This window comes from Rhodoligotrophos appendicifer, assembly GCF_007474605.1.
Taxonomy (GTDB): domain Bacteria; phylum Pseudomonadota; class Alphaproteobacteria; order Rhizobiales; family Im1; genus Rhodoligotrophos; species Rhodoligotrophos appendicifer.
In genome coordinates, this window is sequence record NZ_VHKL01000010.1 from 149528 (window position 1) to 173368 (window position 23841).

General features: G+C 60.7%; 25 protein-coding genes. 14 read left to right on the top strand and 11 right to left on the bottom strand.

Features of this window, described 5'->3' with window-relative positions:
- Position 1 precedes the first annotated feature (1 nt).
- The 4 genes from FKM97_RS21435 to FKM97_RS21450 all read right to left on the bottom strand — a co-directional run bounded on the left by FKM97_RS21435 (position 2) and on the right by FKM97_RS21450 (position 4309).
- On the bottom strand, positions 2–940 hold the full coding sequence (locus FKM97_RS21435; RefSeq protein ID WP_144294486.1) for an ABC transporter permease: 939 nt from the start codon (positions 938–940) through the stop codon (positions 2–4).
- Between the two features lie 231 nt (positions 941–1171).
- On the bottom strand, positions 1172–2716 hold the full coding sequence (locus FKM97_RS21440) for an ABC transporter substrate-binding protein (RefSeq protein ID WP_144294487.1): 1545 nt from the start codon (positions 2714–2716) through the stop codon (positions 1172–1174).
- 141 nt (positions 2717–2857) lie between these two features.
- Positions 2858–3460, bottom strand: a complete 603-nt coding sequence (locus FKM97_RS21445; protein ID WP_144294488.1) for an amino acid synthesis family protein — start codon at positions 3458–3460, stop codon at positions 2858–2860.
- A 42-nt stretch (positions 3461–3502) separates the two neighbouring features.
- On the bottom strand, positions 3503–4309 hold the full coding sequence (locus FKM97_RS21450; protein ID WP_144294489.1) for an alpha/beta fold hydrolase: 807 nt from the start codon (positions 4307–4309) through the stop codon (positions 3503–3505).
- A gap of 130 nt (positions 4310–4439) precedes the next feature.
- Between FKM97_RS21450 and FKM97_RS21455 the strand changes: the two genes are divergently transcribed.
- The 5 genes from FKM97_RS21455 to FKM97_RS21475 all read left to right on the top strand — a co-directional run bounded on the left by FKM97_RS21455 (position 4440) and on the right by FKM97_RS21475 (position 8825).
- Complete coding sequence (locus FKM97_RS21455) at positions 4440–5144, top strand: GntR family transcriptional regulator (RefSeq protein ID WP_144294490.1); 705 nt, start codon at positions 4440–4442, stop codon at positions 5142–5144.
- Between the two features lie 11 nt (positions 5145–5155).
- Entirely contained in the window at positions 5156–6136 is a 981-nt protein-coding gene (locus tag FKM97_RS21460; protein WP_144294491.1) for an aldo/keto reductase, read from the top strand.
- The gene (locus FKM97_RS21465) at positions 6126–6983 is read left to right on the top strand and encodes an alpha/beta fold hydrolase (protein WP_170241053.1); all 858 of its coding nucleotides are present in this window, start codon (positions 6126–6128) and stop codon (positions 6981–6983) included. The genes FKM97_RS21460 and FKM97_RS21465 overlap by 11 nt, the downstream gene beginning before the upstream one ends.
- A gap of 112 nt (positions 6984–7095) precedes the next feature.
- Complete coding sequence (locus tag FKM97_RS21470) at positions 7096–8277, top strand: LLM class flavin-dependent oxidoreductase (RefSeq protein ID WP_144294493.1); 1182 nt, start codon at positions 7096–7098, stop codon at positions 8275–8277.
- Positions 8274–8825 (top strand): flavin reductase family protein, encoded by a 552-nt coding sequence (locus FKM97_RS21475; RefSeq protein ID WP_170241054.1) that lies wholly within the window; start codon positions 8274–8276, stop codon positions 8823–8825. The genes FKM97_RS21470 and FKM97_RS21475 overlap by 4 nt, the downstream gene beginning before the upstream one ends.
- Here FKM97_RS21475 and FKM97_RS26990 read toward each other — a convergent pair.
- Entirely contained in the window at positions 8809–8934 is a 126-nt protein-coding gene (locus FKM97_RS26990) for a hypothetical protein (RefSeq protein ID WP_281290133.1), read from the bottom strand. The two genes, FKM97_RS21475 and FKM97_RS26990, sit on opposite strands and share 17 nt — an antisense overlap.
- A gap of 170 nt (positions 8935–9104) precedes the next feature.
- Positions 9105–9953, bottom strand: coding sequence for a class I SAM-dependent methyltransferase (locus tag FKM97_RS21480; RefSeq protein WP_144294495.1), 849 nt, complete (start codon positions 9951–9953; stop codon positions 9105–9107).
- A gap of 129 nt (positions 9954–10082) precedes the next feature.
- Between FKM97_RS21480 and FKM97_RS21485 the strand changes: the two genes are divergently transcribed.
- Complete coding sequence (locus FKM97_RS21485) at positions 10083–11297, top strand: adenylate/guanylate cyclase domain-containing protein (protein WP_144294496.1); 1215 nt, start codon at positions 10083–10085, stop codon at positions 11295–11297.
- Positions 11298–11301: 4 nt separating this feature from the next.
- Here the strand turns inward: FKM97_RS21485 and FKM97_RS21490 are convergent, their stop codons facing one another.
- Complete coding sequence (locus FKM97_RS21490) at positions 11302–12234, bottom strand: AEC family transporter (RefSeq protein WP_144294497.1); 933 nt, start codon at positions 12232–12234, stop codon at positions 11302–11304.
- A 59-nt stretch (positions 12235–12293) separates the two neighbouring features.
- Here FKM97_RS21490 and FKM97_RS21495 point away from each other — a divergent pair, with 59 nt between their 5' ends.
- The 3 genes from FKM97_RS21495 to FKM97_RS21505 all read left to right on the top strand — a co-directional run bounded on the left by FKM97_RS21495 (position 12294) and on the right by FKM97_RS21505 (position 14929).
- Positions 12294–12947, top strand: coding sequence for a class I SAM-dependent DNA methyltransferase (locus FKM97_RS21495; protein ID WP_144294498.1), 654 nt, complete (start codon positions 12294–12296; stop codon positions 12945–12947).
- A 71-nt stretch (positions 12948–13018) separates the two neighbouring features.
- Positions 13019–14707, top strand: a complete 1689-nt coding sequence (locus FKM97_RS21500) for an acyl-CoA dehydrogenase family protein (RefSeq protein WP_144294499.1) — start codon at positions 13019–13021, stop codon at positions 14705–14707.
- Positions 14708–14740: 33 nt separating this feature from the next.
- On the top strand, positions 14741–14929 hold the full coding sequence (locus FKM97_RS21505) for a twin transmembrane helix small protein (protein WP_144294500.1): 189 nt from the start codon (positions 14741–14743) through the stop codon (positions 14927–14929).
- 24 nt (positions 14930–14953) lie between these two features.
- Here FKM97_RS21505 and FKM97_RS21510 read toward each other — a convergent pair whose 3' ends face one another.
- Positions 14954–15739 (bottom strand): SDR family NAD(P)-dependent oxidoreductase, encoded by a 786-nt coding sequence (locus FKM97_RS21510; protein ID WP_144294501.1) that lies wholly within the window; start codon positions 15737–15739, stop codon positions 14954–14956.
- Positions 15740–15840: 101 nt separating this feature from the next.
- Here FKM97_RS21510 and FKM97_RS21515 point away from each other — a divergent pair, with 101 nt between their 5' ends.
- Complete coding sequence (locus FKM97_RS21515; protein ID WP_170241055.1) at positions 15841–16254, top strand: DUF1232 domain-containing protein; 414 nt, start codon at positions 15841–15843, stop codon at positions 16252–16254.
- A gap of 6 nt (positions 16255–16260) precedes the next feature.
- On the opposite strand, the gene FKM97_RS21520 is transcribed toward FKM97_RS21515, so the two are convergent.
- On the bottom strand, positions 16261–17235 hold the full coding sequence (locus FKM97_RS21520; protein WP_144294502.1) for an NADPH:quinone oxidoreductase family protein: 975 nt from the start codon (positions 17233–17235) through the stop codon (positions 16261–16263).
- A gap of 308 nt (positions 17236–17543) precedes the next feature.
- Here FKM97_RS21520 and FKM97_RS21525 point away from each other — a divergent pair, with 308 nt between their 5' ends.
- On the top strand, positions 17544–18074 hold the full coding sequence (locus tag FKM97_RS21525; RefSeq protein ID WP_144294503.1) for an invasion associated locus B family protein: 531 nt from the start codon (positions 17544–17546) through the stop codon (positions 18072–18074).
- A gap of 99 nt (positions 18075–18173) precedes the next feature.
- Complete coding sequence (gene rlmN, locus FKM97_RS21530; RefSeq protein ID WP_144294504.1) at positions 18174–19391, top strand: dual-specificity RNA methyltransferase RlmN; 1218 nt, start codon at positions 18174–18176, stop codon at positions 19389–19391.
- Between the two features lie 33 nt (positions 19392–19424).
- Here rlmN and FKM97_RS21535 read toward each other — a convergent pair whose 3' ends face one another.
- Positions 19425–20045, bottom strand: coding sequence for a 2-hydroxychromene-2-carboxylate isomerase (locus FKM97_RS21535; RefSeq protein WP_144294505.1), 621 nt, complete (start codon positions 20043–20045; stop codon positions 19425–19427).
- 98 nt (positions 20046–20143) lie between these two features.
- Here FKM97_RS21535 and FKM97_RS21540 point away from each other — a divergent pair, with 98 nt between their 5' ends.
- Positions 20144–21364: an argininosuccinate synthase gene (locus tag FKM97_RS21540; RefSeq protein ID WP_144294506.1), complete on the top strand. Its 1221-nt coding sequence runs from the start codon at positions 20144–20146 to the stop codon at positions 21362–21364.
- A 27-nt stretch (positions 21365–21391) separates the two neighbouring features.
- Entirely contained in the window at positions 21392–22624 is a 1233-nt protein-coding gene (locus FKM97_RS21545) for an SLC13 family permease (RefSeq protein WP_144294507.1), read from the top strand.
- Here the strand turns inward: FKM97_RS21545 and FKM97_RS21550 are convergent, their stop codons facing one another.
- Positions 22625–23833 carry a multidrug effflux MFS transporter gene (locus FKM97_RS21550; protein WP_144294594.1) on the bottom strand — a complete coding sequence of 403 codons (1209 nt, stop codon included), beginning with the start codon at positions 23831–23833 and terminating at the stop codon, positions 22625–22627.
- Positions 23834–23841: the final 8 nt, after the last annotated feature.

Genomic DNA, 23841 nt, shown 5'->3' on the forward strand with positions numbered 1-23841 from the left:
CCTAACCCAACCGGACTTGCGGATTGACGATCGTGTAGAGGATGTCTGCCAGCAGGTTCATTAGCATCACCCCGACGATGATGAGAATGCCGATGGCGAGCATAACGGGGAAATCGTGCGTTCCGATGGAGCTTACGAAGAGCCGGCCGATCCCCGGCATGGAGAACACCGTTTCCGTCACCACGGCGCCCCCGAGCAGCTGGCCGAGGGAGAGGCCGACATAGGTGATCACGGGGAGGATCGCGTTGGGGAGTGCATGAAAGAAGGATACGCGCGTCTCGGACAGGCCCTTGGCCCGCGCCACGCGAATAAAGAGCTGCCGATAGACCATCCGATACTCGGCACGGTAGACCAACGTGAAGGAGCCGAAGTAAAAAGCCGAAAGCGTCAATACGGGCATGATCAGGTGCGTCAGGTGGGGAATGACACCCGCCGACCAAGGGACCCAGCCGGTTGTCGGCAGCCAGCGGAGTTGGACGGAGAGAACATAGATCAGGCTGATGCCGAGCATGAAATTGGGAATTGTTATTCCAATGATGCTCAGCGTCGAGCTGAGGCTGCCAATCACCCGGCGCCCAACTGGCAACGAGTTGATCACCGCCGTGAGAACGACGGCCAGCGCGATGGCCCAGAATGCAAGTTCTAGCGTAACAGGCATGGCTGGCAGCACAGCCGAGGAAACGCTCATGTTGGTGGAGTAGGAGCGCCCGAAGTCACCCTGAAGCGCCTTGCCCATCCAGTCGAGGTACTGGACCACAACCGGTCGATCGAAGCCATATTCCAAGTTCAGCTGCCGAACGGCCTCCTGGGAGGCCTCCTGTCCGAGCATGACGCTGGCCGGGCTTCCCAAGAACACCGTTACGCCGGCGAACAAGAGAAACGTCAGCAGCACGATGTTGGGAATCATGAGCAGCAGACGTCGGAGAATGTGCGTCACCATGCAGGCAGCTTCCAGTGCCTATGTCTCACCGCCGGGCCCTTCATCGCGCCATAGACGGCTGAACAACTTCACCCGAGAGATCGGGGACGATTCCATCAACGCCCTGCCCGTCCGCCGGTTTCACCACGGTGATCGTCTCAGAGTCCTTCATGGGCGCAAACGGTCTCATGTAAATACGGGCGGTCATCTCGGCGGAGGGAATAGCCGAAATGATCGCCCGGGGATCGATGTTTACTTTGACTTCCAAAGTTCCCGATAGCGAGGGATGAGGTCGGGAATCCACTCATAGCCCTGCACCGACTTGTTCATCGCTGCGAATTCCGCCGCAAAGGCTATCGGAACGTAAGGCAGGTCTTCCAGGAGGTGCGCATGCACCTGGTCGTAGAGAGCCTTGCGCTTCGTATTGTCGGAGAGCGTGCGCGCCTCATCCAGGAGCTTGTCGACTTCCGGGTTGCTGTAACCGGTCGAGTTCGCATAGCCCTTGGAGTGGAACAGGATGTAGAGCAGCCCATCCGGGTCGGCGCGCTGTGTCCAACGCATCGGTGTGAAGTTGATCTTGCGATCGACGACGCGAGAATACCATTCGCTCTGGGCGACCGGATCGAGAGTGACCTTCAGTCCAGTTGCCTCGATCTGCTCTTTCACCAGCTGGTCGAGCTGACGGAGGAGATTGTCGCTGGGTGCGGACAAGGTGATCTCGGTGCCTTCCTTGATGCCGGCCTCGGCAAGCAAGGCCTTGGCCTTCTCAACATCGTATTCGTAGCCCTTGGTTTCAGGGGCAGACCACCACAGGCCGGGCGGCGTCGGGCCGTTGGAGATGGTGCCGACACCAGCCCAAAGGATCTGGTTGATCTTCTCGCGGTCGATAGAGTGAGCGATGGCCTTACGCAGCTTCGCGTTGTCGAAGGGCGCTTCGTTCCAGTGCCACTGGAAGGAGTACCACTGGCCGCGGGAGATCGGGTTCAGCTTGATGTCAGGATTGTTCTGAACCAGCCGCGAGTCCTGGGGCGAAAGCTGAGCGACGAAGTCGATTTCCCCGGTCATCAGGCGCTGGATGCCGACCACCGCATTGGAGATGTCGTTGAAGACGACGTGGTCGAGATAGGGAAGGCCCTGTTCCCAATAGTTTTCGTTGCGATCCAGGGATACGTGGCTGCCACGGACCCATTCCTTCAGAACGAAGGCGCCGGTGCCGACGGGATGAGCCCCAAGATCCTGGCCGTATTTCTCAGCAGAGGCCGGCGAAATCATGAAGCCCGCCCGGTCCGCCAAGGCAGAGAGCAGTGGTGGAAAGGGCTCTTTCAGAGTCAACGCCACGGTGTTCTTGTCCACCACGTCGATCGAGGCGATGGAGGTGAGCTGGCCGCGCTGAGGGGACTTCGTCGCCTCATCCATGCGACGCTCAAGGTTCCACTTGACCGCAGCCGCATCGAAGTCCGTCCCGTCATGGAACTTCACGCCTTCCTGCAGATGCAGAACAACGCGCTTGCCTCCATCCAAGCTTTCCCAGCTCTTGGCGAGCTCAGGCTGGAGGGAGAAGTCAGGCGAAATCTTCAACAGGGTGTTGAAAAGCAGAAACAGAATCTGCCGCTCCGACCACTGCACGGAGAAGGTCGGGTCCAGGGTCTTGGCATCATCGGCGAAACCGACATTCAGCGTGCCACCCTTCACCGGCGGGCCCGCATCCTGGGCCTGTGCCGAGTTCGTCGCCACACCCAATGCCAGGACAACCGCGAATAACGGCGCGAGCTTCCCAGCGAAAGCTTTCAGTCTCATTTAACGTCTCCCTCAGCCGTCGCCACCTGCGCTCCCCACGAACGTCTTATGCGGCAACCATTGCATCCTATCATACGGTATACCAAAAACAAGCGCGACAGGGAGGGTTTTCCTCCCCTTCGCCAGCCTGCACAGCCAAGCTTACAGCTTGTCACCTTTCTGATCGACGCCCATTTCGGCCATATCCTGGAAGCGATCGCCAATGCGATGATGCGGACGTCCGCCCGTGGCGACAGCAATCGCCACCAGGATCTCGTCCGGGCCGGGCGCGTCAGGGATCGTGAATTCCAGGGTCAGGAAGTGCGCGCGGCTGCCATGGTTTTCCTGCGCCTTAGCGGTCATCGGCACTGCGATGGAGCACCCCGGACCGCCACGCTTATTCGTGAATGACAGGAAGGACGTGCCCCCTGCCGCCTGGCGAAGCTCATTGCCGAAGCGGAGGGTGTGAATCAAGGCCGAGGCATGCTCCACCTCGCCGTTCACTCCGACGACGGCGGCTTTTCCGTAAGCTTCGATGGCGTCCTTGCCTCCGGCCGCTTCGATCAGGCGGGGCACCAGCAGGTCGGCCAGCACAGGAGCCCATTCGAGGATGGCGGGACGAAGGTCTTCGACAAAGCCCTTGCCAGCCCAGGGGCTTGTCATCACCGCGGCCGTCGCAACCATGCGCAGCGGACGCGGGGCTGCCTTGCCTCCCTCTATCAGCGTGTCCTCGACATATGTAACTACCTTGCGCACGCCACTCATTTCTCGCTCCAGCTCTTGCTTCTGATTTTCAGGGAAAAAGGCTCAAGGCCTCAGGAATTCCAGCAGATGGTCAGCCACCACATCGGACGCCTCGACCATAATGCTGTGCCGGTAGCGAGGGAGGATGACCAGCTTCGAGTTCGCGATCTGCTCATTCATGAAGTGCGCCATACGCGTATTCGATCCTTGATCAAACTCCCCCGTCAACACCAGGGTCTCATGTTTGATCTCATGCAGGCGCGGGCCCATCTCACTGGTGCCGAACACCCGATAGGCCTCCATGTAGGAATCCTTGTCGTTGGCGATGAGCTCGGCGATGCGCTTGTCGATCTCCTGGGGATGGTCGCGGGCAAACTCGTCGGTGAACCAACGGTCCTTCGCGGCGCCGGTGACCGCGACAATGCCGCCCTCGCGGATCATTTCAAGGCGAGAGACCACCTTCTCTCTCTCCTCCGGCGTGCGGTTTGCCACCGCCGAAAGTAGCGCGATCTTATCGAAGCGCTCAGGCCAATTGACGGCGAGGCACTGACCTATGAGGCCGCCCAAGGAGAAGCCCACGAGATGCGCCTTGGAAACCGCTTCGACATCCATAATCATGATGATGTCTTCGCAGAACTTCTCCAGCGAATAGGTTTCTCTGATCAGGCTCGATCGGCCGTGGCCACGCAGATCCATCCGGATGCAACGGTAGGAGGGGCTGAGGCGCCGGACAACTTCGTCCCAGGACTCCATATTCGACCCAACGCCATGGACGAGAACGACCGTAGGGCCCTCCCCTTCCACCAGGTAGCTGAGGATTGGACGATTGGGGTGCAGGGTGGGGGTCGGCGTGGTCTGCGGATGATCCAAGGACGTTCCTCGAAAGCTTCAAAGCCAGCGGCAAGGCCAGAACCTTGACCAAAAAATCGTATTATGGCATACCAAAACCAGAGGGCGGACGCAACGATCCCTGCGGATAATTGCGATCGAAGGGGCACATATGACAAGTGGCACAAGCCCGATCCGCGTCGTCGTTGACAATATAAGTCTGCGTGAGCGCACTACTCAGGTGCTTCGAGAAGCCATTCTAAACCTTCATTTCAAGCCTGGTCAAAAACTCGTGGAACGGCGCCTCTGCGAAGACACGGGCGTCAGCCGAACCTGCGTTCGAGAGGCGTTGAGGCATCTCGAGTCGGAGGGGCTGGTCATGCGGTCCCCCAATCGTGGCATGTTCGTCGCCGTCGTCGGGCCCGACGAGGCTCGGCAGATCTATGAGATCCGCGCCGTGCTCGAGCCCGCCATGGTCCGCCATTTCGTGGCCCGGGCAACCGAAAAGCAGATCGCGCTCCTCGACGCGGCGCTGACAGGCATAGAGAAGGCGATCCCCTCAAAGGATGTTCTCAGCTATGTGCATGCGCTCGATACCTTTTCCAACGTTTTAGCGGATGGTGCTGGAAACGAGCTCGCGCGCCAGCTGATCGATACGTTGAGAGCGCGCATCACCTATCTTCGCATAGCGACCTCACGGGCGGCCACAGAGGACAGGGAACGCGGCACTCTCCAAGCCTTGCGGGGTATTTATGAAGCGCTGAAGAGACGCGATGCCGAGGCCGCAGCCACGCTGCAAGAGGCCTATGTGGAGCGCTCGGCCATCTTCGCACAGAAGGTCTTGGCCGAGCTCGAGAAAAGCACTGAGACACAATAGGATTCGACGACATGGAGTATCGAAGACTGGGAAAGACCAATCTCAAGGTTTCAAGATTGGGCCTTGGAGCCATGGGCTTCGGCGACAAGGCTTGGCGAGGCTGGGTGCTCGACCGCGATGCCGCCAAGCCTGTGATTTCTCGATCGCTCGATGTCGGCATCAATTTCTTCGACACCTGCGATTTCTACTCAATGGGCGAGAGCGAGAGAATGCTGGCGGACCTGTTGGTGTCCCAGGTGCCCCGTGACAGCGTCGTCATCGCGACCAAAGCCGGCAATCCGATGCAAAAGCACGTGAATGGGCGGGGGTATTCGCGCAAGCACATCTTCGAGGCTGTGGATGCTTCCCTGAGACGCCTCGGCACCGACTATATCGACCTGTATCAGACCCATATCTGGGATCCAGAAACGGATCTCGACGAACTGGTCGACGTCTTCGCTGATGTCGTCAAAATGGGGAAAGTCCTGTATGTGGGCGCCACGACCATGCCCGCATGGAGCTTTTGCTCCAGCCTGCACATCGCAAGGTTCAGGGCCCTTCCGGCCTTCGTCTCGATGCAATGCGAATACAATCCCTGCCACAGGGAAGCAGAGCGCGAGATGCTGCCCTTGTGCCGGGCCAATGGGATCGGCCTCGTGCCGTTCAGCCCGATGGCGCGGGGCTTCCTCTCCGCGGATCGCCGCGCGGCCGAAGCGTCGACACCCCGCACGAAGACCGACGACTACACGGGCAAGCTTTACTACCGAGAAAGCGACTTTGCAGTCTTGGAGGCCGTGCAGTCGGTCGCAAAACGCCACGAGGTCACGCCATCGCAAGTCGCCTTGGCCTGGACCGCGGGCCGAACCGGGATCACCGCTCCCATTTTCGGTCCAACCGCTCCTCAGCATGTGGACGCGGCGGTAGAAGCGCTTGCCATCGAACTGTCCGACGAGGACGTCTCAGCCATCGAGGCCGCCTATGCACCGCGGGAGATTCACGCCAGTGGACATTGAAGCATCCGGCGACGTCCGCCGCATCGGCGGCTACGATACATTCCTAACAGAGGAGGGCCAGGGCTCTCCCGTCATGTTGCTGCATGGTTCCAGCATCGCGGTGGACGGCCGGCTGACCTGGTTTCGTACCACCCCGGTCCTGGCCGAGCGGCATCGCGTCATCGTTTACGACCAGCCAGGGTTCGGCCGGAGCGAAATCCCACGGGACAGGCAGTATCTCGATCGTCTCGCGCGTTCCGTCCATGCCCAGCACGTGCTGGAGGCGCTCGATCTCAGCAAAGTCACGCTGGTGGGCCACTCCGAAGGCGCCTTCATCGCAACCAAGCTCGCGTTGGACAATCCAGACCGTGTGAGCAAGCTGATCATCGTCACGAGCGGGGGTACCTCGCCTCGCCTGGGCGGAGACATGGACGCCGATTGGCAGGCGGCTTCCGCCATCGCCTATGACTACAAGGGACGCAGCGTCGACGAGGAGACGTTCGTCCGGAGCGAGGGCCATCTACGCCATAGCGACGATCCCGAATTCGAGACGATCCTACGACACAATTTCCGCCAGGCTGTGCAGTCGGGAAATGTCGACTGCTTTCTCAGTCTCGCCTCTCAGCGGTCGGAATATGGAGACTATACGAGCGTTCAGGAGAAGCACATCCTTCCGTTCCTGCCACAGCTCAAGATACCGACCCTGCTTGTTTGGGCAGGGGCCGACGCAACGGTCCCCGTGGCTCGCGGCCTTGCTCTTGCCCACCTTATTCCCACGGCCGAGATGCACGTATTTCCCCGCTCCGGGCACTGGGTGATGCACGAGGCATCGGCCGGGTTCAATCGCCTTCTGGAAAGCTGGATCTAAGCGTATCAGGGACTTCGTTCAGGCGGCGGATCCCTGGCAGCCGACTTGTCAGCTTTTAAATTTTGTCTTATGGTATACCAAATTAAGTCATGGCCTGCCCAGGGAGAGCATTATGAAGTTCGGCATTTCGCAGAACATCCACGACACCACCCGGTCCAAGCCATACGACTTGCTGTTGGACGATTTGCGCGAAGTCGCCGAGTTCGCCGACGAGAACGGTTTCGATACTTTCTGGCTTCCTGAGCATCATTTCAGCCTGTGGGGCCGAGAGATGATGCCAAACCCACTCATGGTCGCGGCCGACGTCGCCGCTAGAACCAAGAGGATCCGGATCGGACTGAGTGCGGCCATCATTACCCTGTGGCATCCGATCCGGCTGGCGGAAGATCTTGCCATGCTTGACCAATTGTCCGGCGGGCGGCTCGAAATCGGCTTTGGGCGCGGAAACTACGGGCTGGAGACAACAAACCTAAACCCCATCGCCGATCCGAACAATCAAGAGCAGAATTTCAAGGTGTTCGAAGAGGGCGTGGACGTCGTCATCACAGCACTCGCCAACAAGATTTTTTCGTACAAGGGAGAAATCTATCAGTTTCCAGCACCGGGCTTCAAAGCGGATCGCGCCCACAGCGTCGACGATCCAGCCTTCACCGATCCCACAACTGGCGAACTGGCGAAGCTCACACTCATCCCGGGATGCAAGCAGAAGCCTACACCGCCGCTCTGGCAGGTGGTCAGCGAGTCCCCCCGCTCGATGCGGTATGCTGCAAAGCAGAACATGGGCATGATCATGTGGCGGCCCTCCGTCGCCACTCTCAAGCAGAGGCTGGGGATCTACAAAGACGCCTATCGCGAGTATCACGGAGTGGACCTGCCTTTCGGGGCCAAGACCGCCATTGTGCGCGACACCTATGTCGCCGAAAGCGAGAAGGAGGCGCGACGCCTGGCGGAGGCGCCCTTGATCGGCAGCTTGAACTTTGCAAATTGGCGTGGCCCCTCGATTTACCTCGATCCCGGCGAGACTCTCGATGCCGACGCCGAAGCCGCCCTGCGGAAGGAGCTCACCTATGATTTCGTGCGCGACCGGGCGTTGTTCTTCGGGTCCCCTGACGATGTGGTCGGTCGGATCCAGCATCTCTATGAAGAGACCCGCATGGAGCAGATCACGTTCAAATGCTCATGGCCCGGCCTGTCGCATGCGGACGAGATGAGGGGCATGAAGCTTCTGGCGCAGGAGGTTCTCCCCCGAGTCCGCCAGTGGCACTCCCAGCGCTTTGCACAGGCGGCAGAATGATCGCCAACACCGCTGGGCTCTCCATCATGGATGACACAGCCGTTCCGGCAGATCATCCGGAACCGACCAAGCAGGAAATGCGACATGCTTTGGGGCATTTCGCGACCGGCGTGACCGTCATCACCGCCATTGATCCCGATGGGAATCTCTGCGGTCTCACCGCCAATGCGTTTTCCGCGGTATCGCTGGAGCCGCCGCTGATCCTTGCCTGCATCGATCGAAGCGTGCGCTGCTACGAAGCGATCCTCGCAACCCGGCTGTTCACGGTGCACATCCTGCACAGCGACCAAGCCGAGGTCGCCCTGAGTTTCGCGCGCAAGGGCGGGGACCGGAGCAAGATTTGCGAGTGGAATCTGACTGACCATGGTCGCCCGCTGATGTCGTCCTTCCACGCGGCGCTGGAGTGCTCCCTGCACGAGGCCCATCATGGCGGTGATCATGCGATCGTCATCGGGCGCGTAGCCCGCATCCATATCGACTCCGACAGCCGGGAACCGCTGCTCTATTATCGAGGCCAGATGCTGAATGGGGTCAGCCCAACAGCTTGAACATCACCGGAGACAAGTCTCGGGCTGCCGCATCGTGGCAGAAGAAATACCAGCTGCCGATCATCGCCAGCCACCAGAATCCCTTAGCAAGACCAGAGATTGTGAGCACCGCCGCCGCTCCATCCAGAATCGATGAGGTCGATTACTGCCACGGGCAAGAAGAACCGATCCCGCACCGGGCCGACAGAAACGCCACGCTCCAAACACTATCCGCTCCCAAGGCCGAAGATAGCGGATCTACCCTGTTGGTTGCAATGCTCCGGACGACCCGCGAGAGGACTAAAACTCGTAGCGCACCATTCTCCCGAGCCGGCGCAGCATCGGCACCTGCGACCAGGCGCTCATGACCATCCGATAGAGCCACGGCTGGTTCACGGTCAGCGCAGGGTCGTAGCCATTGGTCTCCTCGAGAAAGCGCAGTCCGGGAACGTCATGCTCGAGATCTTCGGGACCCTCGAGGGTCCAGTAGAGCTCCGCACCCGTGGCCCTCACGGCCGGCGTCATTGCGATCAGCCGCAGACCCAGGGCATTATAGGCATCGAAGGCAAGTTCGCCGGACGGGAAATGACGGATCAGTCGCCGCAGGAGGGACAGAACGTCCCGCTGCTTGATATAGGGGAGCAAGCCCTCGGCCACGATCATGGCCGGAGCATTGTTGGGGACATGCTCGAGCCAACCCGGATCCGTGACTGAAGAGGCGATCATGCTGCAGCCCCTCCGTTCCGGAATTACCGAGCGCCGCAACTCGATGACATCCGGGAAGTCAACGTCAAACCAGCGCACGGAAGGGGGCGGCGATACCCGCAGCACGCGCGTATCCAGTCCGCAGCCGAGGTTGAGGATGATCGGCTTGGGATTTCTTGCAATAAAGTCGGCGGTTCGATCATCGAACCACTTTGCACGCAGTGCCAAGCCGAGATTGTTACTGGCGCCCATGGCCAGCTTGGCAAAGTCATAGTCGAGCCTGCGAACCGCTTCGTCGGCGTAGTGATCCTTCAGGACCGAGTGGTTCGAGCGGCTCTCCAGAGCTTTGGCATAGAGTGTAATCAGAAGGGTTTCGCGGGCGCCGGTCAGCTTAACGCGCTTACGAGGGTCTTTCTTGGCTTTTCCCGCGTGAGCCGACTCCACCTTTTCCCCCTTGGGATGCCTCAAGCAGTCATTGTCATTGAAGACTTTCGCTCGTTACGCCTGAGGCCGGTCGAGCGAAGCAAATGAAGAATGTGTTATCTCATGCGAGAAGCAAGTGCGGATGTCCGAATGAACAGTATCGATATCGACCGTGTAGCGGCCTGGGTGGTCGAACAGGGGCTCTCCGGCACGAAGGAACAAGACATTCTCGCCGGGTTCTGCGATCGCTGCAGAGAGGTCGGCATCGACATCAATCGCGGCCTGGCCGTGATCGATACGCTGCATCCGATCTATGAGGGCCGGGCTTTCCGCTGGCGCGGAGATGGGGTCGCAGAAGATACCGTCGTCGATTATGGCCCGACGACCTCGGGGGCCGCGGAAGCAGAGTGGCAAAGCACCGTTTTCTACCATCTTCTCACCAATGGCGGGATCGAACTCCGGCGCAACATCGGCAATGGAGATCGCACAGACTTCAAGTTCCTCGAGAAAATCAAAGGCGAAGGCGAAACCGATTTCCTCGCGTTCCTGCACAGGTTCTCGGGGGCGGGAACCATCGGCGAGATGGACTGCTGCTATTCCCACTGGACATCGCGAAGCGGCGAAGGCTTCAGCGAGGCCAATGTCGCTGCGCTGCGACGACTGGTCCCCTCGCTCGCCCTGGCCATCAAATGCGGGACGCTGGCGCGCATCGCTTCGACCCTGGTGGGGGTCTATCTCGGCGACGATGCGGGCCAACGGGTCCTGAGCGGGCGGATCTCCAGAGGGGTCACCGACAAGATCAGCGCCGTGCTCTGGTTCTCCGACCTCCGCGGCTACACCACCATCACCGACACGGCGGCGCCGGATGAAATCATCCCGTTCCTGAATGATTATGCGGATGCCGTGATCTCGGCCGTGCGAAATGCGGGCGGCGATGTCCTGAAGCTGATCGGCGATGGAACTCTGGCCATTTTCAAAGCCGACGATCCCGCCGACGCCTGCCGTGCGGCGCTTGCGGCGGAGGCGCAGCTCAGACAACGGCTCCTGACATTAAATGCAGCGCGAGAGGTCGAAGGCCGGCCGACGACCTCGATCTATCTGGGACTTCATATCGGGGAGGTGTTCTATGGCAATATCGGCAGCGCGGACCGGCTCGACTTCACTGTTGTGGGGCCGGCGGTGAATGAAGTGAGCCGGATCGCTTCAATGTGCCGATCGGTGGACCGCCACGTCATCATGTCCTCCGATTTCGTCGCCTCGACACCCGAGGCGGAGCGCCAGAACCTCGTGTCCGTCGGGAGGTTCGCCCTGCGTGGCGTCCGGCGTGCGCGGGAGCTGTTCACCATCGATCCGGCTCTGCTCTGATGGCTCAGCCTGTGGTGACCCACACGGCGGCGGCAAAGGAAAAGACAGAGAGCAACGTCCCCAGAGCTATGGCACTGGACAGCATACCCACGGCAATGTTGTAGCGCGTGGCGAGGATGAAGGTGTTGATGCCGGCCGGCGCGGCAGCGAACATCACTGCGACCGTGGTCCAGGCAGGCGGCAGGTGGAAGACCTGGGTGGCCAGCAGCCAAACCGCTACGGGATGCACCACGAGCTTCACGAAGGTGATGGAGACGGCAAGACCGCCCGCACCGCGGAGGCCGTAGTGCCGCAGGGCGGTCCCCATGGCGATCAGCGCGCACGGCACGCTGGCCTGAGCGATCATCTCGAGCATCTTGGCCGGGGCGGAGGGGATGCTCAGTCCGATCGCGTTCCAGATGAGACCACCGGACAGTCCGAGCATGATCGGGTTCCGGGCAAAGCCTTTGCAGATGTCCAATAGCAGTTTGCTGCTGGCACCCTTATGGCTTGCCCATTCTATCTGGATCGTCGCCGCCAGCGTCATGATCGGCAGGTGCACGGCCAGGATCAGGAAGAGCGGCAAAGCCCCCGCATTGCCGAGAACGGCGAAGATCAGGGGCAAGCCCATCAGCATGGTATTGGCATAGGCACTGCCGACGCCGGCGACGGCCGCCGTTCTCTGATCCTCCCCGAAGATGAAGATGGCGATGGCCCATCCCGTGATCCAAGCCACCGCCACCGCGCCGAAATAAGTGGCCCAGAGATCCCATGGCCATTGACCGGGAGGGCTCATGCGCGTGAGCGTCGTGAACAGGAGGACGGGGATGCCGAGGACGAAGACGAAGGTCGAGAGGCCCTCGCCCACCGTCTTTCCCAGCACACCAGCAAAGGAAAGCACGTAGCCAATCAGGATCAGTCCGAAGACCGGCGCGACGGTGTCAAAGGCCTGGTACACTAGCCCCCTTTATCGAGTTGCTACTTAACTGCTGATGAAACCGCGCTATAGTCGGCTCCATGAGCGAGAACAAGCTAGACCATCAGACGGCAACCACTTCCGAAGAAATTCTGCGGCGCTCCTACAGCATGAAAAGCTCCGAGGATGCGCTGGCCGTCTACCGGGATTGGGCCGCAACCTACGACGATCACCTGGAGGGAGATCTCCGCTACCTCTCCCCCGAAGGCGTCGCAGCGCTCGCCGCCGAGTGGATCAGCGATCGGGACGCGCCCGTGCTCGACATAGGCTGCGGGACAGGGCTCACGGGCCAGGCGACCAGCGCCCATGGATTCAGGACGATCGACGGGATCGACATTTCCCCCGAGATGATTGCGGTCGCTCTCTCCAAAGGCATTTACCGCCAGATTTACCAGGGAGACCTGACAAAGCCGATCTCTTTACCCGATGCCTCCTATGCCGGGGCAGTCTCCTCCGGCACCTTCACCCATGGCCATGTCGGCGCGGTCGCTTTCGACGAAATCTTCCGAGTGTTGAGGAAGGGTGCGATTTTCGCCTGCACTATCCACCGGCACATCTTCGAGGAGCTGGGCTTCAAGGATAAGATCAAGGCAATGGAGGCGGACGGGCGTCTGAGAGTGCGGCACCTGCACGAAGCCCCGCTCTTTGAGACAGCCGAGCCAGATGGTCTTTACTACGTGTTCGAACGGCTCTGATCTGTTGCGCATTGCAGCATGAGAATTGCTCATGTAACCGTCTTCAGATGATGCAGTCGTAGGATCGAACGATGAGCCTTGCTGACGACGTGGCTGGCAGCCGAGCCATTCTTGCCGAAATCCCGGTCCTCGCTGCCGAGGCGGCCTTAGCTGCCGAACAGATTTACGCAAAGGCCAAAAGTCGCGTGCGCGAGCAGGTCTCGGACAATGGTCGCATCTCCAATGCGTTGGTCGAGCAGCATCAATCGGCTGCGCACGGCCTTGCCTGGCTGGCAACCTATGTCGAAGTTCTCCGGCAGCTCGCGGAGTATGCAGGCCGGTTAGCCGAAGACGAGATCCTCGGCGAACTGGAAATGCTCATCGTCCAGGTCGTCGCCGGTGAGTATCTCAATCAGCTCGTCGGCGGCATTCCCATGAATCAGGGGGAGTTCGTCCGCCCCCATGACCTCGGCCTCGATGATGACGACCTCGCGCCCTTGCGGCAGGGTGCGGCACTGACCTTGCGACGGGGCGGCAACAGCGCTGCTGCACGCGCGAGGATCATGGAGCTCATCCTGGCGCAACAGGGTACTACGACCTTCGGCGCCACCGGTCTCGACGAGACCATGGAGCAGATGCGCAGCGAGATGCGCCGGTTCGTCGAAGACAAGGTCGCCCCTCATGCCCATCAGTGGCATCTGGACAATGCCTACATTCCTCTCGAGATCCTGAGCGAGCTGAGCGAACTCGGGGTGTTCTCCCTCACTCTTCCCGAGGCGTTCGGCGGACTGGGCCTCGGGAAGGAGTCCATGTGCGTCGTCTCCGAAGAGTTGTCGCGGGGTTATATCGGCGTAGGATCGCTGGGCACGCGGACGGAGATTGCGGCAGAGCTCATCCTGCACGCCGGCACTGAAGAGCAGAAACAGCGCTTTCTGCCGAAGCTGGCATCGGGCGAGATCATCCCGACGGCCGTTTTCACCGAACCGAATACAGGCTCGGACCTCGCGTCGCTGCGGACGAGAGCGTCTGTGGACGGCGATGTCTACAAGGTCCACGGCAACAAGACGTGGATCACCCACCCGGTTCGCGCCGATTTGATGACGCTGCTGGTGCGCACCAATCCGGAGGAAACCGGCTACAAGGGTCTGTCGATGCTGCTCGCGGAGAAGCCCCGGGGCACGGACGACGATCCTTTTCCTGCAGCGGGCATGACCGGGGGCGAAATCGAAGTGCTCGGTTATCGCGGCATGAAGGAGTTCGAAATCGGCTTCGACGGCTTTACCGTGCCGACAGCCAACCTGCTCGGAGGGATCGAAGGGCAGGGGTTCAAGCAGCTCATGCAAACCTTCGAGAGCGCCCGGATCCAGACGGCAGCTCGTGCGATCGGCGTTGCCCAAAGCGCGCTGGATCTCGGCTTGCGATATGCCACCGAGCGCATGCAATTCGGGCAGCCGATCGTCTCGTTTCCCCGGGTGGCGGACAAGCTGGTGATGATGGCCGTGGAGATCATGGCGGCACGGCAGCTGACCTATTATGCTGCCCGCGAGAAGGATGCAGGCCGACGCTGCGACGTCGAAGCCGGGATGGCCAAGCTGCTGGCGGCGCGCGTCGCGTGGACTGCGGCCGACAACGCTCTTCAGATCCATGGCGGAAACGGATTTGCGCTGGAATATCCCATCAGCCGGGTGTTATGCGACGCGCGCATCCTCAATATCTTCGAGGGCGCGGCCGAAATTCAGGCGCAGGTCATCGCTCGTCGATTGCTCGACGGAGCCAATTGACCTGCGTTCCCTGATGATTCAAAGGCAACTACAATGAATGTGCTCGAGTATCTCGTCCCGGTGGCCATCGCCGCAGTGTTCGTCGTGCTGCTGCTGGGCCTGTGGAACATGATGCGCGGGGGAGACCCGAATACGTCGCAAAAATTGATGCGTTGGCGCGTGATCCTGCAATTCGTTGCGATCGTCATCATCATGGCCACCATCTACTTCATGCAGAAATAGACGCAGGTCTCCAGGCCGAGTACGTCAACGCGGCGCCAGGCGGACGGCGCCGTCGAGTCGGATCGATTCCCCGTTCAGCATGTCATTGTCGACGATGTGCCTGACGAGGGAGGCATATTCGTCGGCCCGGCCCAAACGGGTGGGAAACGGCACGCCTGCCGCCAGCGACTTCCGAGCGTCATCCGGCAAGCCATCGAACATGGGTGTGTGAAACAGGCCGGGGAGGATGGCCATCACGCGAATGCCATCGGCTGCGAGATCGCGGGCCACCGGCAGGGTGAGACCCATCACCCCGGCCTTGGACGACGCATAGGCCGCCTGCCCCATCTGGCCATCGGTGGCCGCCACGGACGCCGTATTGACGATAACGCCACGTCCGCCATCTTCCGTGACCGGTGCCAGCGACAACATGCCGGCTGCCGATCTGGACAGCATGGCAAAGGTCCCGATCAAATTGATTTCCACGACTTTCCGGAAATCCTTCAGACTGTGAGCGATCACCTCGCCGGTCTCTCGTTTGCGGCGAACCGACTTCTGTCCAATCACGATGCCGGCGCAGTTCACGAGGATGCGTTCCTGCCCATGAGCCTCGCGGGCCCTGGCCAGACCCTGGTCAATGCTCTCTTCGTCGGTCACGTCGACCTTGCAGAAAATGCCTCCGATGTCTCGGGCCACCTGCTCTCCGCGCTCACTGTTCAAATCAAAGAGCGCCACCCGGGCTCCGTCTTCAGCAAGACGCCTCGCCGTCGCCTCTCCAAGCCCCGAAGCGCCGCCGGTGACGATCGCGGCTGTGGCATTGTCGATTTTCATGACTGCTCCAAAAAGCCAAATATGCTGTGCGACCCCTAACCTTGCACCGCCGCCAATGCAATTCCATATCTTGCCCGTGGATCCAACTTCAGGAGGACCGGATGGCGGAAGGGACGGGCGTGGCAACTCAGACACCGGATCTCGATTCTCCGGAAATTCAGCTGCCAGTCGTCATGCAGGCGAATGAAAAGCGCGTTCGCCGCGGCTTTTGGCGAAAGCTCGGGCGTGTCGCCACGCGACTGCCGTTTGCAGAGACCATCGTCGCCGCCTATTACTGCGCGCTGGATCCGGCAACTCCTACCCGGGCGAAAGCTATCCTCTTGGCAGCGCTCGCCTATTTCGTCCTGCCGTTCGATGTGGTGCCGGATTTCCTGATCGTTCTGGGTTTCACGGACGATGCCGCGGTGATGTTTGCCGCCATGAACATGATCACCGCCTATATGAAACCCGCGCATTACGAACAAGCAAAGGCGTCGCTTGAACGCATCCGTGCGGGTGGAAAGGCTGAGGCCTGATCGCGGCTACATCTCCAAAACGACCTTGCCTTTCGCTTCGCGGCGGGCGAGCACGTTGAGTGCGTCCGCCACCTGATCGAGCTTGAAGATGCGGTCGATTCTCGGGCGCACTTTGCCGGATGCGCACCACTCCAGGAGCAATTCCATGTTCTCGCGGTTTCCGGTGGGATCACGATCGATGAAAGCCCCCCAGAAGACGCCGACGATGTCGCAGCTCTTCAGCAACACGAGATTGAGCGGGATTTTGGGGATCTGACCGGACGCAAAGCCTATGACCAGGAAGCGGCCGTACCAACTTGTCGCACGAAGAGCCTGTTCCGACAGATCGCCGCCGACCGGATCGTAGACAACGTCGACCCCATTGCCGCCAGTCAGTTCCTTGAGACGGTCCTTCAGTGATTCCCGCTCATAGTTGATCAGCTCGTCGGCGCCCAGTTCACGACAGAAGTCGAGCTTGTCGTCGGAGGAGGCCGCGGCAATGACACGGGCGCCCATCTGCTTGCCGATCTCGACCGCGGCCTGGCCGACGCCACCGGCCGCTCCCAGGATCGCCAGGGTCTCACCCGGCTTCATCCTCGCCCGATCCTTCAGCGCATGGAGGGTCGTCCCATATGTCACGGAGAGGCCGGATGCCGTTGCGTAGTCGACGCTATCGGGAATGCGGATGACCTTCGCATGGTGCACCGCCAGCTCTTCGCGAGCCCCGCCCCAACCCATATAGGCCATGACGCGGTCGCCAGGCGTGAAGTCCTTCACATTGGCTCCCACGGCCGTGACGTCGCCTGCGACTTCTCCCGCCGGAGAAAAGGGAAGCGGGGGTTTAAACTGGTATTTGTTCTCAATGATCAGCGTGTCGAAGAAATTCAGCGAGGCGGCGCGAACGCGGATCACGACATCGTCGGGCCCGGCTTGAGCTGGTGGGACAGTCTCCACTACCAGTGTGTCGGGCGGACCAAAGCCCTTGCAAAGCACTGCGCGCATCCTCAGTCTCCCATCGCTCTCGATGCTGCTTCGTTAAAGGTCGCGAAACGCCTGTGCAAGAAGGCTTTCCGAATCAAATAAATGCTAACTGTTCTGTTGCGCCGCTTGTGCTACCACTGATCGAAAATAATAAGCTGTTGCCGTGGAACGGCAATTTTTGCGCTGGGATGTCTGCTGCTTGATGAAAGATGATAAAGTCCGGTATCTATGACGAGCTGTCCGCTCCGTCAGAGCCGGGTTGATTTTCACATGGTCATGCGGTTACCCATCGCCTCACCTCATATCCCGACGAAAGGAGCCATTTGCCGATGACTGCCCGTGGGACGTTCATCGTTCTCTCTCTCGCCGCGCTTCTGATGATTCCTGCCGGCTCCCATGATGCCGAGGCACAGACACAAGCCGAGCCCAAACTGCTTGGAGATTTCAACGACTGGGCGGCTTACATGTATAATTCCGGAAAGGGCAAGGTTTGCTACATGGTGGCGAAGCCGTCTTCTTCGGAACCCAAGGCCGTAAAGCGCGACCCCATCTTTCTCCTCGTTACCCATCGGACTGCCGAGAAGGTCAAGAACGAGGTCAGCACCATCATCGGCTATCCCTTCAAGAAGGGCGAGCCGGCGGTCGTCACCATCGACAACACCAAATATGAGATGTTCACCAATGGTGACGGCGGATGGTTTGACTCCAGCACCAAGGATTCCCAGGTTCTCAACGCGATGAAGGCCGGGCAGCGCCTGACCGTCGTCGGGCAATCCTGGCGTGGCACCGAGACGACCGACAATTACTCGCTTGCTGGTGTGACGGCTGCGTCAAAGGCCATCGACGACGCCTGCAAATAGGCTTCATCGCCCCTAGTCCTTGACAATGAAGGGTTCCCGCGCGACCTGTTGCGGGAGCATGCGCGCCGATCCGGCATGAAGCGCGGCCAAAGATGCGCCATGACCATGACACTCGACATCTCCTCGCGCCGCGAGCGCCCCCTCACCGCTTCACAGCCGGCGATCCCTCGCTCGCTGATCGGGCTTACTCGCGAGGAACTGGCGGAAGTGCTGGTCGAGATCGGCATTCCCGAGCGGCAACGCAAGATGCGCGTCAGCCAGATCTTCCGCTGGCTCTATAATCGCGGCGTCACCTCATTCGTCGATATGACGGATGTCGGAAAGCCCCTGCGCGAGGAGCTCGAGAGACGGTTCACGCTCGATCGGCTGACCATCGTCGAGGAACAGATCTCATCGGACGGGACGCGGAAGTGGCTGCTGCGACTGCCGCCTTCCGGTCCGCTCGGCCAACGGCACGAGGTGGAAGCGGTCTATATCCCGGAGGAGGATCGAGGCACGTTGTGCATCTCGAGCCAAGTCGGCTGTACGCTCAGTTGCACCTTCTGCCATACCGGCACCCAGACCCTCGTGCGGAACCTGAGCGCGGGCGAAATCATAGGGCAACTGCTGATCGCTCGCGACAGGCTCGGCGAGTGGCCCGACCAGCTCGCCAGCAATCCGAACCCTCCCCTCGGTGGCCGATACATCACCAACATCGTCCTGATGGGCATGGGCGAGCCGCTTTACAATTTCGACAACGTGAAAGCGGCGATGGAGATCGTTTCCGATAATGAGGGTCTGTCGCTGTCCCGCCGGCGCATCACCTTGTCCACGGCCGGTGTCGTCCCGATGATCCCTCGGGCCGGAGAGGAAATCGGTGTGATGCTGGCAATTTCGCTGCATGGAACGACCGACGAGATCCGCGACAAGCTCGTGCCCTTGAACAAGAAGTACCCCATCGCCGAGTTGATGGCGGCCTGCAGAACCTATCCCGGGCTTTCGAATGCGCGGCGCATCACGTTCGAGTATGTGATGCTCCGGGACATGAACGACAGCAATGCCGATGCGAAGCGGCTGGTGAAGCTGCTGGAGGGCATTCCAGCGAAGATCAACCTGATCCCCTTCAATCCTTGGCCGGGCAGCCCGTACGAATGTTCCGACTGGGAGCGTATCGAAGCTTTTGCGGAGATCGTGAACCGGGCCGGCTACGCCAGCCCGATCCGTACCCCCAGGGGGAGGGACATCATGGCCGCCTGCGGGCAGCTGAAATCGGCATCCGAACGGATGCGGGCCAAGGACCGGCGTATCGCAGAAGACGCTGCAGCTCCAACGGCTTGAGAGCAGGGCGTCATCGTCCACGGGCCGGTCCTGTCAAGCGGTCCCAGAGTGCGCGAGTCCTCGCCCTTTTGCCCAAGCCAATGCGCGCTCGAGGCGATCATGTCCCCAAAAGACCTCCCCATCGGGCAAGACGAAGGAGGGGGCACCAAACAGGCCGATGCGCTGTGCTTCTGCCGTTTCGTCCCTCAGCCTCTGCTTCACCGTTTCCGACTTCGCCTCCGACAACATCGACTGCGGCTCGAAACCAAGCTCAGCCAACAGCGTGGCCATGACCGATTCCTCGGAGATCCTGGCGCCTTCCCCGAACGCGGCGTCGTAGACGTGGCGCGTGAAGGCCGCACGCTGGGGCGAAACTCCGTCGGTCAGCGCGATCCTCGCGGCGAGCATACTGTTCTGAGGAAACGGATCCGGGGCCTGAAAGGGAAGACCGTGTTCGGAGCAGATGCGCTGCATGTCGCGCCACATATAGCGGCCCTTGACCTTGTTGATCACGAAAGGGGACGTCGTCAGTCCCTGATCACGAAAGATCACACCCAGCAAGAAGGGGCGCCATTGCACTGTGACGCCCGCCTCATCAGCCATCGCCTCGATGCGCATGGCCGCAGGATAGGAATAGGTCGAGCCAAAGTCATACCAGAAATCGATCGAACGCATCCGAACCCTCAATCTCGATCGCCGCGCATCTGTTGCTCAGCGCCATCCGCTTCACTATAAGCCCACAATAACCCATACCTCAGGACACGAGGACATTCATGTCAGACGTCAAGAAGGTGGTGCTCGCCTATTCCGGCGGGCTCGACACCTCGATTATCCTCAAATGGCTGCAGACCCATTACAACTGCGAAGTCGTGCCGTTCACGGCCGATCTCGGGCAGGGCGAGGAGCTCGGCCCCGCTCGCAAAAAGGCAGAGATGATGGGCTGCAAGGAGATCTTCGTCGAGGATCTGCGAGAGGAGTTCGTCCGCGACTTCGTGTTCCCGATGTTCCGCGCCAATGCCCTCTATGAGGGGGTTTACCTGCTGGGCACCTCGATCGCGCGACCATTGATCGCCAAGCGGCAGATCGAAATTGCGCGGCAGACCGGGGCCGATGCCGTTTGCCACGGCGCCACGGGCAAGGGGAACGACCAAGTTCGCTTCGAGCTGACCTATTATGCGCTGGAGCCGGGAATCCGGGTCATCGCTCCGTGGCGCGAGTGGGAGATGAAGAGCCGCACAGACCTCATCGACTTCGCGGAAAAACATCAGATCCCGGTGCCGAAAGACAAGCGAGGAGAAGCGCCGTTCTCCGTGGACGCCAATCTTCTGCATTCGTCGTCCGAGGGCAAAGTGCTCGAGGATCCTTGGCGGGAACCGCCGGAGTATGTGTTTCAGCGCACGCTCTCCCCGGAGGAAGCGCCGGACGTGCCGGTGTCCGTGGAAATTGGCTTCGAGCGCGGCGATGCCGTCTCCATCGACGGCAAGCGGCTGTCGCCTGCGGAATTGCTGACCAAGCTCAACGAACTCGGCAAGGCCAATGGGATCGGCCGCCTGGACCTGGTGGAGAACCGCTTCGTAGGCATGAAGTCCCGGGGCATCTACGAGACGCCCGGCGGCACGATCCTGATGACCGCGCATCGCGCCATGGAGTCGATCACCCTGGACCGTGGCGCCGCTCATTTGAAAGACGATCTCATGCCGCGTTATGCGGAGCTCGTCTATTACGGCTTCTGGTTCTCGCCGGAGCGCGAGATGCTGCAGGCCGCCGTCGACAAGAGCCAGGAGCATGTCGAGGGCACGGTCCGTTTGAAGCTCTACAAGGGCAACGTCATCGTCACCGGGCGTCAGAGCGATGCGTCGCTCTATTCGGAGTCGCTGGTCACCTTCGAGGATGACGCGGGGGCTTACGACCAGAAGGATGCCCAAGGCTTCATCAAATTGAACGCCCTGCGACTGCGCACCCTGGCGGCCCGACGGAAGCGTCTCGGCCAGTAACAACACGGCGAACGAGGCCAGCCCTTCGTGACCAGCCTCGTCGTCGCCATCTTCTGCCTCGTCTATCTCGGGATGGCCGTGGGGCGCATTCCAGGCCTGCGGGTCGACCGCACCGGGATCGCCCTTCTCGGACTCGCGGTTCTCATCGTCGCCGGGGGGCTTTCCCTTCCGCAGGCCGCCTCTGCCATAGACTTGCCGACGATCATCCTGCTGTTTGCGTTGATGGTCCTTTCGGCCCAATTGCAGATGTCGGGATTCTACGCGCTGTGCGGGCGGGCGGTGACGAGGTCCGCAGACAATCCCGTGCTCCTCCTGGCCGCCGTCATCGGCGTGGCCGGAGGCCTGTCTGCCGTCTTGACCAACGATGTCGTGGTGTTCGCCCTGACCCCGCTCCTGTGCATGGGATTGAGGGCACGCGAAATGGACCCCCGGCCTTTCCTCATCGGGCTGGCTGGGGCCGCCAATGCAGGTTCGGCCGCGACACTCATCGGCAATCCCCAGAACATCTTGATCGGAGAGGTTGGCGATCTCGACTTCTGGTGGTTCGCGCTCTATTGCGCACCCCTCGCCCTGGTCAGCCTCGTCATCGTGCTGGTCGCGGTCCTGGTCACCTGGCCCAGCGTCTTCTCGCGAAGCTCCACGCTGGCTCCTGAAGAGGTCGCCTCCGTTCCCGCCGATCGATGGGAGGTCGCGAAGGGGCTCGCGAGCCTGGCGCTCCTGGTCGGCCTGTTCGCCACCGACATGCCGCGCGAGGTGAGCGCCCTCGGCATTGCCGCGATCATCCTCCTGTCCCGGAAGCGGTCTTCCCGAGACGTCCTCGCAGCGGTGGACTGGCAATTGCTGCTGTTGTTCATCTGCCTCTTCGGCGTAACGGCAGCCTTTTCAAACACAGGTCTCGCAACGGGCTTGATCGAAAAGATGGCAGAGTTAAATCTGTTGCCGGAACGGCTGTCCGTCATGGCGCCGATCAGCCTGGTCTTGTCGAACACCATCGGGAACGTGCCCGCGGTCGTCCTGATCACGACACTCATTCCAGATTTGGGAAGCGGCCCCCTCATTGCTCTTTCACTGCTCTCGACGCTCGCGGGGAACCTGCTTCTCACGGGATCCATCGCCAATATCATCGTCGCGGAGCGTGCCCGCTCACATGGCGTGACCCTGAGCTTCGCTGATTTCGCCCGTTCCGGGATCCTGATGACCGCCGTGAGCTTCGCCGCCGCCATCGGCTGGCTCCTGGCGATCGGGATCGTGGCGATGTGACTATTCCGCGGCTGTGGCGACCGTCACCGGGCGTCGACTCCGGCCTGAGCCTCCAATGGTCAGGTAGATGGCAAGCGCTCCGAAGCCCATGATGGGCATGATGGTGGCCAATGCCTCGAGCGGATCATTGAACAGTGACGCAATGGCCGTTCCAGCGAAGCCTCCGCCGATCTGCAAGAAGCCCATCATCGCGGAGGCCGCACCGGCCATGGTCGGAAAGTGGGCAAGAGCATCGGTCGTCGTCGACGGCAACAGGAATGCGATGCCGAACGCCCAGATCCCGACAGGGATCATCACGGTCAGGAATGTCGGCTCCACCAGGCGGAGGACGATGGCCATGGCTATTGCTCCCAGCAAAACAAAGCCAAGACCGACCGGCACCATGGTTCGCGCTTCGCGGTGCTTCAGGATTTGGCCGGTCAAGCCCGCTCCCGTGAGGAAGGAGGCCGACTGCATCAGCATGCCCAATCCGAACTCAATCTCGGTCAGGCCCACCTTGTCGACCAGCACGAAGGGCAGGATTCCCGCCAGAGTATACAAACCGCCCAAGGTCAATCCAACGATCAGGCTCGGGGCTAAGAAGCGCCTGTCGGATAGGAGCGTCAGATAATTGCGGAGTATGCGCAGCGGCCGCAAATGCGCCGGGTCGCGTTCTGCGAGGGTCTCGGGCAATCCAAATATCACCAGCAGGATCAGACCGATCCCGTAAATCAGCATCAAGACGAAGATCGAGTGCCAACCGAAAGCCAAGAGCATGACACCGCCGATGGTCGGCGACAGAGCAGGGCCAAGCGCCAACATCAGGCCGATCGTGTTCATGATCTTGGCCGAGGCCTGTCCTGTGAATTGGTCGCGAACAATGGCCCGGGACAGCGCAACCCCGGCGGCTGCGCCGATTCCCTGGAGAATCCGGCCCACAAGGAGCCAGGTCACGGAGGGTGCGACCACGCAAATCAAGCTGCCCAGCATGTAAAAAACGAAGAAGCCGAGAGCGGTCGGCCGGCGTCCCAGCGCGTCGGACATGGGGCCGCTGATCAGCTGGGCGAAGGCGAACCCAAAAAAGTAGGCGGTCAGGGTCAGCTTGATCGTGGCCGGATCGGTTGCGAAAAACTTCACCAGAGCAGGCATGGCCGGGGTGTAGAGCGCCATGCTGACGGAGCCCATGGCGACCAGAACTGCACCGATCGTCGCAGTCCGCGTCGGCGACATCAGCTGCT

Excerpts from the sequence above, each read along its gene's own strand:
- FKM97_RS21435 (WP_144294486.1), bottom strand. The coding sequence starts at position 940 with ATGGTGACGCACATTCTCCGACGTCTGCTGCTCATGATTCCCAACATC.
- FKM97_RS21440 (WP_144294487.1), bottom strand. The coding sequence starts at position 2,716 with ATGAGACTGAAAGCTTTCGCTGGGAAGCTCGCGCCGTTATTCGCGGTT.
- FKM97_RS21445 (WP_144294488.1), bottom strand. The coding sequence starts at position 3,460 with ATGAGTGGCGTGCGCAAGGTAGTTACATATGTCGAGGACACGCTGATA.
- FKM97_RS21455 (WP_144294490.1), top strand. The coding sequence starts at position 4,440 with ATGACAAGTGGCACAAGCCCGATCCGCGTCGTCGTTGACAATATAAGT.
- FKM97_RS21460 (WP_144294491.1), top strand. The coding sequence starts at position 5,156 with ATGGAGTATCGAAGACTGGGAAAGACCAATCTCAAGGTTTCAAGATTG.
- FKM97_RS21470 (WP_144294493.1), top strand. The coding sequence starts at position 7,096 with ATGAAGTTCGGCATTTCGCAGAACATCCACGACACCACCCGGTCCAAG.
- FKM97_RS21475 (WP_170241054.1), top strand. The coding sequence starts at position 8,274 with ATGATCGCCAACACCGCTGGGCTCTCCATCATGGATGACACAGCCGTT.
- FKM97_RS21485 (WP_144294496.1), top strand. The coding sequence starts at position 10,083 with ATGAACAGTATCGATATCGACCGTGTAGCGGCCTGGGTGGTCGAACAG.
- FKM97_RS21495 (WP_144294498.1), top strand. The coding sequence starts at position 12,294 with ATGAGCGAGAACAAGCTAGACCATCAGACGGCAACCACTTCCGAAGAA.
- FKM97_RS21500 (WP_144294499.1), top strand. The coding sequence starts at position 13,019 with ATGAGCCTTGCTGACGACGTGGCTGGCAGCCGAGCCATTCTTGCCGAA.
- FKM97_RS21505 (WP_144294500.1), top strand. The coding sequence starts at position 14,741 with ATGAATGTGCTCGAGTATCTCGTCCCGGTGGCCATCGCCGCAGTGTTC.
- FKM97_RS21510 (WP_144294501.1), bottom strand. The coding sequence starts at position 15,739 with ATGAAAATCGACAATGCCACAGCCGCGATCGTCACCGGCGGCGCTTCG.
- FKM97_RS21515 (WP_170241055.1), top strand. The coding sequence starts at position 15,841 with ATGGCGGAAGGGACGGGCGTGGCAACTCAGACACCGGATCTCGATTCT.
- FKM97_RS21520 (WP_144294502.1), bottom strand. The coding sequence starts at position 17,235 with ATGCGCGCAGTGCTTTGCAAGGGCTTTGGTCCGCCCGACACACTGGTA.
- FKM97_RS21525 (WP_144294503.1), top strand. The coding sequence starts at position 17,544 with ATGACTGCCCGTGGGACGTTCATCGTTCTCTCTCTCGCCGCGCTTCTG.
- rlmN (WP_144294504.1), top strand. The coding sequence starts at position 18,174 with ATGACCATGACACTCGACATCTCCTCGCGCCGCGAGCGCCCCCTCACC.
- FKM97_RS21535 (WP_144294505.1), bottom strand. The coding sequence starts at position 20,045 with ATGCGTTCGATCGATTTCTGGTATGACTTTGGCTCGACCTATTCCTAT.
- FKM97_RS21540 (WP_144294506.1), top strand. The coding sequence starts at position 20,144 with ATGTCAGACGTCAAGAAGGTGGTGCTCGCCTATTCCGGCGGGCTCGAC.
- FKM97_RS21550 (WP_144294594.1), bottom strand. The coding sequence starts at position 23,833 with ATGTCGCCGACGCGGACTGCGACGATCGGTGCAGTTCTGGTCGCCATG.